This window comes from Halomonas sp. SpR1 (assembly GCF_031010175.1).
Classification (GTDB): domain Bacteria; phylum Pseudomonadota; class Gammaproteobacteria; order Pseudomonadales; family Halomonadaceae; genus Vreelandella.
In genome coordinates, this window is the sequence record NZ_JAUAMB010000061.1 from 1 (window position 1) to 12515 (window position 12515).

Sequence of the window (12515 nt, forward strand, 5' to 3'; positions counted from 1 at the left end):
CTGGGTCAGTTGTCGGTATCCCATGCTCTGCTTCACTTTGGTCGGTAAAGTCGAGAGGGTACCGGCGCTGGCCCTCCTTCCTCTACTGTGTGATCCAAAGTGCTGCGGTTATTCTATGAATCCAGGAGTTATTGGCTTTGCTGCGGGTTGATTGCTATGTTGTTAGATTTGTGAGTAAAGAAGTGTGAGTGGTTTTTAAGCTAAGTTGAGCTTATTTAACGTGTCTCTTAAACCTAGTAAGTCGACGGTGCTGCTCCCTTTTTTAATTTCTTCCCGATATATTGCTTCCATGTCTTCACGCTCTTGAGTGGCTTTGAGCACTGCTGCAAGATTCTGTTGAGGCACCGCCACGACACCATCCTCATCACCAAACACATAATCACCTGGATTAATCACCGTATCACCGATGCAAACAGGGACATTGATTTGGCCAGGCTGTTTTTTCGCTGTGCCTTTGATGCTTAAACCGCGACAGAAGACAGGAAATCCAAGTGTTTTTATTACTTGGGCATCCCTAACGGAACCGTTAATGATCAGGCCTGTAACGCCTTTGCTGATCGCCTGCTCGGTGAGGATATCTCCCCAAGGGCCCGCTTCAATAAAGCGTTTTGCATCCACCACTAATACATCACCCGGCTGGGTGTGCAGTAAGGCGTAATGCAGCATGAGATTGTCGCCAGGACGTATATCTACCGTGAACGCTGGTCCAGATACGTGCATCGAGTGGCAAAGAGGTTTGATACCACTGTCGAGTGCTCCAATGGCGCCCTGTGCTTCATAAATAGAAGCGCTACCAAACTGACTGAGTTGTGAAGCGAGATGCTTATTTATCATTATTGTGCTCCTGAGTTGACCTCAGTTGCACTATTGTATATTGATTATCTTTAATCAATCAGCTAATAACGCACATAAGTCCATAAAAAATGAATCTACGACAGATACGCTATTTCTGTGAGGTGGTCGATGCGGGTGGCGGGAGCGCTGCAGCAAAACGGCTCTTTGTGGCGCCGACCGCCATCAGTGCTCAGCTCGCCCTGTTGGAACAAACCCTGGGTGGCGAACTCTTTGATCGTGCAACACGGCCTATGCAGCTTACATCACTAGGAAAGTTCTTTTATCCACGTGCAAAAGAGCTGTTACTTCAGGCCTCACGCCTGGAACAAGAAGCCAAGCAAGTAGCTAATGGGAGTGGTGGCTGGCTGGGGGTGGGCTTTATTCGTTCCGCCCTTTTTTCCTTGCTACCCAGCGTGATTAAGAGTTACCGAGAGGAGCATCCAGAGGTTCATTTGGATCTTGTTGAGGTATTGTCGGAATATCAGGAAGAAAAGTTAAGACAACATCGCATTGATATCGGCATATCACGATTTATCGGTATGTTTGAACAGCATGCTGATATGCATTATGACGTTATTATCAACGACCCTTTTATGGTCGCCTTACCCATTGATCACCCGCTTGCTAAGCGTGATGCCTTTTCTATAGGTGCATTTGATCAACTTCCCTTCATTCTTTACCCCAAGGATACTCGAAGCCCTTTTGGACAAAAAATACTTAACTACCTTGAAGAGAGAGGGGTACGCCCAGCGGTTGTACATGATGCTATTGAAATTCATACCGCCTTGGCACTAGTAGGCGCAGGATTGGGTGGCACGCTGGTGAGTGGTTCAATCACGGCCAACAATCGTAGTGATGTTGTATTTCTGCCTGTTGATGATATTGACATCAGCACGACGCTTGTTGCGGTCACTCGGAAGGGGGAAATGAATCCACTGCTGGAGGGATTCATCCACATGTTGATCAGTAAGGCTGAAGAAGAGATACAGTGACGTTCAAAAAAAATCCCACCCCTTTATTAAGGAGTGGGACTGTTTTCAAAGCGCTTTCATACTACTTTTATACCATGCTGCTTTTAATACTATTTCAGTGCTGAGGATGCTCTTCAAACAGCTCAGCTTTGGCATGGCGCATCACATCTTCACACGCCTGCTGTTGGGCTAACTGCGTCAGCAGACGCTGAGTCACTTCGAAGCCCTTGCCTAAGCAAGTATCGACTTCCTGTTGGCTGACCGCTGGCATCACGCGGTAATCGATTTTCACCGTGCGCCCGCCACCTTCCAGCCGATCCGCAACTCCCCTGAGCCGCCACGCGATTTTCTCTTTCCAAGTTGCTGATTCTTCCGCGCCTTCGTTTACGCTAAACGTGCACTGCCATTCCGGTTTAAAGACCTTCATAGGAGAACCTCCAGAAATTTTGGAAAGAATGATCGATCGTGATTCGTACCCCATCGTCTGAATATGTTGCCCGACTACTATATACCTAACTCAGTAAGAATATCGAAACAATAATGATATACGCCGGGCGACGTGCATAGGATGTATCGGTTAGGCTATAGATGATGTAGCTAACGAGCTTTGTTATGACCCCCACGATGGAACAAAGTTGCCCCTGTGGCAGCCAATTAACGCATGATAAGTGCTGTGGCCGTTATCATCACGGCGAACCTGCTCCTACGCCTGAAGCCTTGATGCGCTCGCGCTATGCGGCTTTTGTGCTTGGGCTCCATGACTATCTGTTAGCCACATGGCACCCTACCACGCGTCCGGTAGAACTTGCACCTGATCCAGAGACAGAGTGGAAATCGCTAGCCATCATTGGCGCAGAACCGCCGCTCGAAAATACCGGTTATGTACATTTTAACGCCTATTTTTATGGGCGAGGGCGAGAGCAAAAAGGTTGGCACTTATTAGCAGAGGTGTCGCGCTTCGTTAAAGAGCAACAGCGCTGGTGGTATATTGATGGCTCCCCTACGCTTACTTGCTTAAAGCCAGGCCGCAACGATCCGTGCTTATGTGGTAGCGGGCGTAAATTAAAACGTTGCTGCGGTGGATAAGCGCATGGCTCAGCCGCTGAGTGCTAATACACAGTGGTATGTCTATTTACTGGAGTGCCAGCGCGGCACCTATACGGGCATTACCAATAACCTGGCGAAGCGCTATCAAGCACACTGCACAGGCAAAGGCGCGCGTTATACCCGCGCTAATCCGCCTGTTGCGCTGCTGGGCGCCGAACCGTTTGAAGATCGCGCCGCTGCAAGCCGGGCTGAATATCAGTTAAAGCAACAAACCGCCAGCCAAAAACGTCGCTGGGCCAAACAGTGGCCTATCCAGTTAGATGCCGATTAAGGAGCCGCAATGCTGACCTTTTACTCACAGGATAGCCGTTTACGCCAAGCGCGAACCGAGTTACATGACGGTGCGCTGGTGACCCCGTTTGAGTGCCCTGAACGCCTTGATTTGGTGCTCAAGCAAATTCGCCAGTCAGGGCTTGGCGATATACGTGCGCCGGAAGCTTATGGGTTAGCACCGGTATTGGCGGTGCACGATAAAGATTATGTGACGTTTTTAGCCGACTGCTGGCAAGCGTGGGGCGCTGCCGGGCATGAGGGCGAGGCGATTCCCAATATCTGGCCTGCGCGCACCATGCGAGGTGACCGCATCCCGCGCTCCATCAGTGGCCAGTTGGGCTACTACGCACTGGCGGCAGAAACGTCGATTTCAGAAGGCACCTTTGAAGCTGCGATGGCGAGCAAAGACGTGGCGTTGGGCGCGGTAGAGCATACGCTTGCAACCGGCGAACCCAGTTTTGGCCTATGCCGCCCGCCCGGCCACCATGCCGCTTTTGATCAGTTTGGGGGTTACTGCTTTTTTAATAACGCCGCCATTGCCGCCCAACGAGCGCTGGATGCCGGCAAACGCCGGGTGGCTATTCTTGACGTCGATTTTCACCACGGCAACGGTACCCAGCAGATTTTCTACCAGCGTGACGATGTGCTGTTCATTTCGTTACACGGCGACCCCGAGGTCACCTTTCCTTACTATTTGGGCTACGCTGATGAGAACGGGGAAGGCAAAGGCCAGGGCTTTAACGTCAACTACCCGTTACCGCCGGGCACTAGCGTGACTAAGTGGATGGCGACACTGGAACAAGCATTGGCGCAGATTAAAGCCGCCGAGTGCGAGTTGCTGATTGTATCGCTAGGGGTCGATATCTTTGAGGATGACCCGATCAGTGCCTTCACTTTTACCAGTGCAGATTTCACCACTTTAGGTGAACGCTTGGCCCAAGCAGGCTTGCCCAGCGTATTTCTGATGGAAGGGGGCTATGCGGTGGACGCAATCGGTGTCAATGTAGTCAATGTGTTACAAGGTTTTGAACAGGCCCTTTAACAGGGGCTGGAACAGCCGCTAAACAAGGGTAAAGGTTAACCGTGACAGCGGCCCGTAAATCGGGCAGGCTAGTGCCCTTTCAACGGGGCAGGGAGCTCAAGCGTGGCAGTGTATGGTGGAATTCAGGCGCACGAACTGGAGCGTTGGCTTAATGCGTTAACCAACGCCGCCTACGATAGACGCTGCCCGCTGGTTAAAGTGCACGGTGGCAATGCCCGTGCGCGTACCGCCCGTCAAGACCTCCTCCATTTGGCAAACGACTACCGCTGCGGTGAGTCCAGCCGTGAAGAGAGCGCCGCCGCCCTTGGCCGCTGGTGCGAAAGCTATCTAAGTGAGGCGGAGTGGTATGTGCTGGTTGGCGCCCGCCAAGCGCCCACCCAGCCGCAAAATGAAGAAGAGCGAAGCCTTACCGTGCTTAAGCAGCATCGGGTGGGGTAGGACACAGTAGAATCTTCAGGCTGACGATCGACGGTTTTACTTAGACTCACTGGCGACCAATGGATGGCAGTGTCGGTGGAGCAATGCCTCGCCGTTGCGTTTGAAAAGGTGCGCGCAGGCTGGATCGAAGGAAAAGCGTATTTGATCGTGCACCCGACTGGTGACATCGCCGTCGGCTACCAATATCCATTGGCTGTCACCGTTCTCTAGATACAACGAAGTGGTTCCGCCAAGGCGCTCGATGACCAAAATTTTCCCCGTCAACGGCCCCTGATCATCTATCTTGAGGTGCTCGGGGCGGACGCCCAGCGTCAGCTTGTCGCCGGTACTGACACCATCGCCTTTGACCGGAACCCGACAATCGCCGCCGGGCAGCACCACGTCGACTCCCTCAGCGTCAGCCCCGCGGATTTCGACATCCAGAAAGTTCATCTTTGGCGAACCAATGAAGCCGGCCACGAAGCGGTTGGCAGGGTGGTGGTAGAGCGCCATTGGCGAACCGATCTGCTCGACCACGCCGCCTTGCAGCACGACGATCTTGTCGGCCATGGTCATGGCCTCGATCTGGTCGTGGGTGACGTAGATCATTGTCGCGTCGAGTTCCTCGTGCAGCCGCGCCAGCTCGATGCGCATCTGAACGCGCAGCGCTGCGTCGAGATTGGAGAGCGGCTCGTCGAATAGGAAGATGCTTGGGTTGCGCACGATCGCCCGGCCGATCGCCACGCGCTGGCGCTGGCCGCCGGACAGTGCGCGAGGCTTGCGGTCGAGAAGCTCCTCAAGTTGCAGAATGCGCGCGGCAGCGAGAACTTTCTCCCGGCGCTCGGCTTTGGGTACCTTGGCCAGACGTAGGTTAAAACCCATGTTGTCCTCGACGGTCATATGCGGATAAAGCGCGTAGCTTTGGAAAACCATCGCTAGCCTGCGGTCGGCTGGGCCAACATCGTTGATGCGCTCACCGTCGATAAAAATATCACCGCTGGTGGTGCTCTCAAGCCCGGCGATCATCCGCATCAGGGTCGACTTGCCACAGCCCGAGGGCCCGACGAAGACCACGAATTCGCGGTCTTTGACCTCTAGATCGACTCCCTTGATGACTTGGGTGCTGCCAAAATTTTTGACGATATTGTTGAGTTGTAGCGTTGCCATGCTGGGTTCCTTGCGGGGCGGGCGGTTACTCGAATTGTGGTTACCAGAGGGTGTAGCCGCCATCCACCACGACGATGGAGCCGGTCATGAAACTCGATGCATTACTGGCCATATAGACGATGGTGGGGCCGAGTTCCTCGGGGGTGGCGGCGCGCTGCATAGGAGCGTCGTCAATCCAGCGTGGTTTGAACCTGGGGTCGTCTACCGGCGCCATGCTGGTTTTGACGTAGCCTGGGGCTAGCGCGTTGACGCGAATACCGTAGGGGGCCCATTCGGCTGCCAGAGACTTGGTCAATTGATGTACGGCGGCCTTGGAAGCGTTGTAGGCGGGCTGCATTTGCGGTCGGTTGACGATCATTGCTGAGATCGAGCCGATGTTAATGATTACGCCGCCGCGTGATTGCATCCGTCGGCCGACGGCCTGGGCGCAGTACCAAAGCCCGTGAACGTTGACGTCGAAGATGTCTCGCCACTGCTCCGGAGTGACCTCCAAAGCTGGCGCGTGATGGCAGGCGCCAGCATTATTGAGGAAAATGTCGACTGGGCCGAGGTTGGCTTCGACCTCGTCAAGTAGAGTTTCTACCTCTTCGGGTTGAGTAATGTCGACTTCCAGCGCCATGGCGCGATGCCCAGCGTCGTGTAGGGTCTTGACCACTTCCAGGCTAAGCGCGTACCGACGGGCGGCGATGGCCACCTGGGCACCCGCTTCGGCCAGTGCATGGGCGAATGCCTCGCCGAGCCCGCCGTTGCCACCGGTGACGACGGCGACCTTGCCGCTCAGATCGAACTGCGACATCACGTTCATAGTTGTCTCCCTATTAATTGTAGAATCGTTGTTTTAGGGACGGTCATTTCACTGCGCCCAAAGTCAGTCCTTGAACCAGCCAGCGCTTAACCAGCAGTCCGGCGATTGCCATTGGGCAGACTACGATCGTTCCGATTGCCAGTAGCTTGCCCCAGTCGATGCCGGTCTGGGTCAGCAACTGCGCCGCGGCGATGGGAATGGTCTGCGTGTTGGGCCCGGAAAACGTTTGGGCAAAGGCGTAATCATTCCAGGCGAAAATGAAGCACAGGATGGTGGTGGTCACCAGTCCGGGGGTCATCAGTGGCAGCACGACGTAGCGGAACGCCTGGAGCTTGGTGGCGCCATCGATCATCGCCGCTTCTTCCAGATCGGGAGGTAGGTCGTCGAAGAACGCCGTCATCAGCCAGATAGCGAACGGCAGGTTGAAACTCAGGTAGGCGACGATTAGTCCAGCGTGTGTGTCGAGCAGGTAGAGGTAGCGGAACAGCAAATACAGAGGCACGATGACTGCAGCGATCGGCGCCATACGCGTGCTGATGATCCAGAAGGCCAGGTGCTGCTTACCCTTGATCCTGATCCGAGATAGTCCGAAGCCGGCCATGCAGCCGAGCACCACGGCGATCAGTGTCGAGGTGCCGGCGATGAACAGGCTGTTGAGCAGATAGGGCCACAGGCTGTTGCCGCTGCTGAATAGCGAGGCGTAATGTTCCAGAGTTGGGGAAAATAGGACTCGCGGCGTACTTGCGGTGATGATGTCGTTCGCTTTGAAAGAGGACAGTACCATCCAGCAGATAGGTATCAGCGTCCATAGCAGTAGGAGCGTTAGCAGAGCAACTTTGAACGTGCGGGGTAGCCAGCGTTTGGAGGTATTCATGAACTCGTCTCCTGGCGTTTGATCAGTTTCGTGAACGCCGTAGCGACCATGATCGAGAAAACGAGCATGGTGATGCCCACGGCGGCAGCGTAGCCCAGATCAAAAAAACGAAAGGCAATGTCGTAGAGCCGAATGGGGATGATCTTGGTGGAATCCGCGGGCCCGCCGTTGGTGGTGATGAAGATGATCGCAAAGAAACGAATCGCATCCATGGCGCGGATGAGTAGCGCCACTAGCAGAATGTTGGAGATAGACGGTAGGATAATATAGAGCAGTTTCTGGCCGTACTTGGCGCCGTCCATCTCCGCCGCTTCCAGGATATCTTCGGGTACTGAAGCAAGCCCCGCCAGGACAATCAGCGCGACCAGCGGCGTCCACTCCCAGACGTCCATAAGGATGACCGCGACCATCGCGGAGCCGACGCTGCCCAGAATGTTGCCGTCGAACAGACCGCTTTCATTCAGCATCCATGCATACAGCCCATGGCTAGGGTCTAGCATGAAACGCCCCAGTAGACCGACGATCACTGGGGCGATGAACATCGGAATCAATAGCAGCGAGATAATGATGTTACTGCCCCGCGTTAGGCTATAAACCAGCAATGCCATCACGGTGCCGATGATCATCTCCAGCCCTACCGTGGCCAAGAAGTAGACCAGGCTGATCAGCCAGCTGGAGCGGATGTCCGGATCCGTGAACACCCGCTGCCAGTTGTCGAGGCCCGAGAACTCGAAGGCCAGCCCGCCCATCAGGCTGACGTCGTTGAAGCTCATCCAGATGATCGAGAAGAAAGGTACCAGCGTGATCAGGGCCAGCAGAAAAAGGGCTGGCGACATCATCGCCAGCTCGAATCCCTGCCGACGCGCCGCAGGTTTTCCGGTCGTCAGCGCCATGAGTTACGCCCCCACGATACGATCGATGCGCTGCTTGGCGCTCTGCATGGTTTCCTCGGGGGACATCTGGCCCGCCAGCATCTTGGAGAGCTCGGTGAAGATCACCGTATCGACCTCGTTCCACTGGGCGATCTTGGGGCGCAGGCCAATGTGATCGTCCTGCCAGGCGGTCAGCATTGTGTCCGCTGTGAGCATGTTGGGCATGTCGGTGGGTGGGGTGCTGGCGGCCTTGACCTCAGGCATATCGTAAACCGATTGGCGTGTCGGCGTGCCGCCGCCGACCTCGCTCTTCAGCCCCATCAGTTGGGTCTGTGGTGAAGTTGCCCAGACCAGAAATAACCAGGCTGCCTTCTGCTTTTCGGCCGAGGCGTTAGCGTTAATGCCGATTCCTGTGCCGCCCCACAGGTTAGCGCTGCGCGCTGGCCCTTTAGGCAGCGGGGCGTAGCCGATTTTGCCTTGTAGTTGAGAGCTTTCCAGCGAGCCGGCGAACTCGTGCCATTCTGGCATCATCGCGAACTCGCCGTTCTGGAAGGCGTTGGCGACGCCGGTCCAATCCCAGCTGGTGCTGCCAGGGTGGGCGACCTTGAGCAGTTTCTGATAGAAGCGCGCGGCTTCCAGTGCGGCCTCGCTGGTCAGTTGGCAGGCTCCAGGGGAGTCAGTGCCGAGCAGGCCAATCTGCTGACCGTTAGCGAAGTAGTCGCCGCCGTAGGCAAATAGCACATTGGAAAAGTCGCACATCAGCGAATCATACTGCTGAGCTTGATGGCCGGTGCCATACTGAACCTCGCTGGCGTTGCCTTGGCTGAACCATGCAGCGATCTGGTAGTACTGCTCCCAGGTAGTGCTGTCCGACGGGGTCGGATCGAAGCCGAGATCCTGTTGCATCTGGTCATGGTACTTTTCGAACAGGTCACGCCGGTAGATCCAGATCATCGTGGGGCAATCGTAGGGTAAGGTGTAGAGGCTTTCACTGTCTTTGAAACGACCAGCGGCAGCCAGCTGCGACGGGATGAAATCCGCTATGCCATTGGGCACAACTGGCTGCTGGTCGTCGTTAATGAAGGTATTGAGATCCACGAGGCCGCGATGATAGGGCGCAAGTACTTGGTAAGGATCGGCATAGATCACATCGAAGGCACTGCGCCCAGCGCCGAAGTCCAACGCGACCTTCTGAACCAGGGCGCCTAGCTGCATTTCGGTGATGTTGACAGTGATGCCGGTGAGTTCCTGGAAAGACGCCAGGTTGGCGGCAATGGCGGTGGTTGGCGGCGTGTTCTCAGAGATGAATTGGATAGTGGTGCCACTGGCCTGTTTCCAGGCCTCATCGCTGGCCATGCCTTGAGCCAGAGCCGTGCGCAGTGGGCCTGCGCCCATTAACGATAGGCTGGCGAGTCCACCCATTCCTTTTAATATGTCGCGACGCTTGAACTGGGTCATTGTTGTTTTCCTCTCGTGGGTTCAGGTCTGGCGGGGTCAGATATCAAGCGTGATCTGCAGCTTGACATCATTAGGTCGTGCGCTTGCGGCACGCTCGAACGCTTCAATGCTCTGTCCGAAGTCGAAAGTTTCTGTAATCAGCGGTTTGAGATCCACCTTGCCTGAGGCGATCAGGTCGATCGCCCGATCGTAGACGTTGGCGTAGCGGAACACCGTCTCGATGCGCAGCTCCTTGGCCTGCGCCGAGACGATGTCAAAGGTGACCGGCTCGACGGGCATGCCAACCAGCACGATCGCACCGGCGGGCCGGGCGCAGGCCAGTACATCGTCGTAGACCTTAGGACTGCCGCTGGCCTCGAACACTACGTCTGCGCCCCAGTCGTGGCCGCAGCGCTTGTCGAGTGCCTCTCGCAGGGATTCCCGCGAAATATTGACAGGCGTGATGCCCTTGTAACTGGCCGCGATCGCCAGCTTTTCCTCAACCAAGTCGGAGACCAGTACCTCACTGGCGCCACCCGCCAGCGCGGCCAGAGCGACCATCAGGCCGATTGGTCCTGCGCCAGTCACGACGCAGATGTCGCCTGGTTGCATGCGCGCTTTAACGACCGCCTGCATGCCGACGGCGAAAGGCTCGATCATGGCGCCTTCGGCAAAGGAAACCGAGTCGGGAAGTGCGAAGGTGAATGCCGCTGGGTGAATGACATTGGGGGTCAGGCAGCCATGTACCGGTGGCGTAGCCCAGAATCTGACATTCGGGTCTACATTGTAGACGCCCAGCTTGGTGGCCCGTGAGGTTGAGTCGGGTATGCCGGGTTCCATGCACACGCGCTCGCCCACTTGAAGGTGACTGACGTTGCGGCCAACTTCAGTCACGACGCCCGATGCTTCATGGCCAAGTACCATCGGCTCTCGGACAACGAAAGGGCCAATCTGGCCGTGGGTATAGTAATGCACATCACTGCCGCATATGCCGACAGTATGGATGCGCACCCGAACATCGTCTGGGCCTAACTGATCAGGTAGGTCAATCTCACGTAACGAAAGTTCGCGTTTTTTCTCCAGCACCAGAGCTTTTGCTTTCATGACGCTATTCTCGAATCGTATTAAAAATGGGCGAGAACCGGACTTTCAGCGGTCTAGCCAACCTCGCCAGGGACTTGCAAGAAATCTACGCGTCGAGCTGAAAAAGAGACTAGGCTGTAATTTTCATGGGAATGATACTTTTTTGCATAATTTCACAGAGCAGCAAGTAACTATCTGTTTTAAATGGCTCTTCCCAGGATGTTCGGGGACGGCTTTTGTAAATAAGAAAGACTTTGTTATGACCAAAGTATAAAAGGCCAGCGGCTCACTTTAATTCAGGATGGTGAGAGATCAGATATGGGCGTCTTCGTCCAGACATCGCTTCTAACGAAAAGAGGCACTGATAAACGATGATGACTTCGCATCTTAACGATACGCCTCTTGGTGCGCCTGTTTTCGAGTGCATCAGTCAGGATCCAAAATTCAGTTTCTACTGGCACTGCCATGATTTCCCCGCCCCGATTGCCCGCTGGAATTATCATCCCGAATACGAGTTGCATCTCATCCGTTATTCGGCAGGGCATTATTTCGTAGGGGATTATATTGGCCGCTTTGGACCCGGTAATTTAGTGCTGGTGGGGCCGAATATTCCGCACGCCTGGTTTAGCGAGCTCAATGAGGAGCAGCCGGTGATTAAGGGCCGTGATGTTGTCCTCCAGTTCAAGGGCGAATGGCTGGAACACATGATGGTGCTCTGCCCGGAACTCAACTGCCTGTTGACGCTTATTGAAGACTCGGCCTTGGGGGTGGAGTTCAAGGGGGAAGAGGCGGCACGTTGTGCCGAGCTGCTTGTCGGGATGGGCGAGCAGGACAATGCCAGCAGGCTACTGACCATGTTGACTATTCTGCGCAGCCTAGCGCAGAGCGAATACCATACCCTGGCCGGACGTGGGTACGGCATGGATGCCAAGGGAGCCTCCTCAGCACAAGTCGATGCCGTGCTGCGTTATATCCACGACCACTTCAATGAAGAGCTGCGCATGTCGACATTGGCCGAAAGTAATGGCATGACGCCGTCTACTTTTTCGCGTTTTTTTAAGCATGCCACAGGTGATACCTTTGTTGCCTTTCTCCGGCGGATCCGCATCGGTCATGCCTGTCGGCTATTGCTTGAAGGCAGGCAGTCCATCGCCGATATATGCTTTGAAGTTGGCTACAACAATCTCTCCAATTTCAACCGTCACTTTCGTGAGCTAAAGGGAATGACGCCTCGCCAGTACAAGCAGAATACGGCTGACCTTATGCCGAAGGAATGACAGTAACGAACATTGACTCACTACTAGCTTATTAAGCTTTGGATAGTCCATTTGGTTGCCGTTTGTACAGGCGCATAGCGCGCAAACGGCAACGGTGGTGGCGGCCTATAACGCCTTCCAAACGCTCTCATTGAATCGCTAATCCGCCTGCTTTTAACCTTCGATATCTCGGTGTGAGGGCAGGTTGAAGCGAGGGTCTTTTTCCAAGGATGGAAAAAGTAGCGCCCAAGGATGATGAGATGGTCTCCTCCCCCCCATTGTCGGCGTCAAAATGCGCCAGAATGAAAGTGTCACTTCATTCAAGACGGGAGAAGACCATGAACAAGTATAGGGTGATTGGCGTGGATCTCGCAAAA

The 12515-nt window shown here is 54.9% G+C and carries 14 protein-coding genes; 6 read left to right on the plus strand and 8 right to left on the minus strand.

Annotation, left to right across the window (positions count from 1 at the left end; all coding sequences use genetic code 11):
* Window positions 1-195: 195 nt before the first annotated feature.
* Window positions 196-834 carry a 4-carboxy-4-hydroxy-2-oxoadipate aldolase/oxaloacetate decarboxylase gene (locus QT231_RS23495; protein WP_308339198.1) on the minus strand — a complete coding sequence of 213 codons (639 nt, stop codon included), beginning with the start codon at window positions 832-834 and terminating at the stop codon, window positions 196-198.
* An 89-nt stretch (window positions 835-923) separates the two neighbouring features.
* Between QT231_RS23495 and QT231_RS23500 the strand changes: the two genes are divergently transcribed.
* Window positions 924-1826: a LysR family transcriptional regulator gene (locus QT231_RS23500; RefSeq protein ID WP_308339199.1), complete on the plus strand. Its 903-nt coding sequence runs from the start codon at window positions 924-926 to the stop codon at window positions 1824-1826.
* A 94-nt stretch (window positions 1827-1920) separates the two neighbouring features.
* On the opposite strand, the gene QT231_RS23505 is transcribed toward QT231_RS23500, so the two are convergent.
* A complete protein-coding gene (locus QT231_RS23505) occupies window positions 1921-2232 on the minus strand; it encodes a hypothetical protein (RefSeq protein WP_308339200.1) in 312 nt (103 codons plus the stop codon).
* Window positions 2233-2417: 185 nt separating this feature from the next.
* On the opposite strand from QT231_RS23505, the gene QT231_RS23510 reads away from it, so the two are divergent.
* The 4 genes from QT231_RS23510 (at window position 2418) to QT231_RS23525 (ending at window position 4665) form a co-directional block, all read left to right on the plus strand.
* Window positions 2418-2891 (plus strand): YchJ family metal-binding protein, encoded by a 474-nt coding sequence (locus tag QT231_RS23510; protein WP_308339201.1) that lies wholly within the window; start codon window positions 2418-2420, stop codon window positions 2889-2891.
* A gap of 4 nt (window positions 2892-2895) precedes the next feature.
* The gene (locus QT231_RS23515; protein WP_308339202.1) at window positions 2896-3183 is read left to right on the plus strand and encodes a GIY-YIG nuclease family protein; all 288 of its coding nucleotides are present in this window, start codon (window positions 2896-2898) and stop codon (window positions 3181-3183) included.
* 9 nt (window positions 3184-3192) lie between these two features.
* On the plus strand, window positions 3193-4227 hold the full coding sequence (locus tag QT231_RS23520) for a histone deacetylase family protein (protein WP_308339203.1): 1035 nt from the start codon (window positions 3193-3195) through the stop codon (window positions 4225-4227).
* A 102-nt stretch (window positions 4228-4329) separates the two neighbouring features.
* On the plus strand, window positions 4330-4665 hold the full coding sequence (locus QT231_RS23525; protein WP_308339204.1) for a hypothetical protein: 336 nt from the start codon (window positions 4330-4332) through the stop codon (window positions 4663-4665).
* Window positions 4666-4701: 36 nt separating this feature from the next.
* Here QT231_RS23525 and QT231_RS23530 read toward each other — a convergent pair whose 3' ends face one another.
* From QT231_RS23530 to QT231_RS23555, 6 genes are read right to left on the minus strand one after another with little or no spacing between them, the layout of a single operon-like run.
* The gene (locus tag QT231_RS23530) at window positions 4702-5811 is read right to left on the minus strand and encodes a sn-glycerol-3-phosphate ABC transporter ATP-binding protein UgpC (protein ID WP_308339205.1); all 1110 of its coding nucleotides are present in this window, start codon (window positions 5809-5811) and stop codon (window positions 4702-4704) included.
* A 40-nt stretch (window positions 5812-5851) separates the two neighbouring features.
* The gene (locus QT231_RS23535) at window positions 5852-6616 is read right to left on the minus strand and encodes an SDR family oxidoreductase (RefSeq protein ID WP_308339206.1); all 765 of its coding nucleotides are present in this window, start codon (window positions 6614-6616) and stop codon (window positions 5852-5854) included.
* Between the two features lie 43 nt (window positions 6617-6659).
* Window positions 6660-7490 carry a carbohydrate ABC transporter permease gene (locus QT231_RS23540; RefSeq protein ID WP_308339207.1) on the minus strand — a complete coding sequence of 277 codons (831 nt, stop codon included), beginning with the start codon at window positions 7488-7490 and terminating at the stop codon, window positions 6660-6662.
* Entirely contained in the window at window positions 7487-8329 is an 843-nt protein-coding gene (locus tag QT231_RS23545) for a sugar ABC transporter permease (RefSeq protein ID WP_308339208.1), read from the minus strand. The genes QT231_RS23540 and QT231_RS23545 overlap by 4 nt, the downstream gene beginning before the upstream one ends.
* A gap of 57 nt (window positions 8330-8386) precedes the next feature.
* The gene (locus QT231_RS23550; RefSeq protein WP_308339209.1) at window positions 8387-9820 is read right to left on the minus strand and encodes a sugar ABC transporter substrate-binding protein; all 1434 of its coding nucleotides are present in this window, start codon (window positions 9818-9820) and stop codon (window positions 8387-8389) included.
* A 36-nt stretch (window positions 9821-9856) separates the two neighbouring features.
* The gene (locus QT231_RS23555) at window positions 9857-10903 is read right to left on the minus strand and encodes an NAD(P)-dependent alcohol dehydrogenase (protein WP_308339210.1); all 1047 of its coding nucleotides are present in this window, start codon (window positions 10901-10903) and stop codon (window positions 9857-9859) included.
* A gap of 350 nt (window positions 10904-11253) precedes the next feature.
* Between QT231_RS23555 and QT231_RS23560 the strand changes: the two genes are divergently transcribed.
* A complete protein-coding gene (locus tag QT231_RS23560) occupies window positions 11254-12159 on the plus strand; it encodes an AraC family transcriptional regulator (RefSeq protein ID WP_308339211.1) in 906 nt (301 codons plus the stop codon).
* The last annotated feature ends 356 nt before the right edge of the window (window positions 12160-12515 follow it).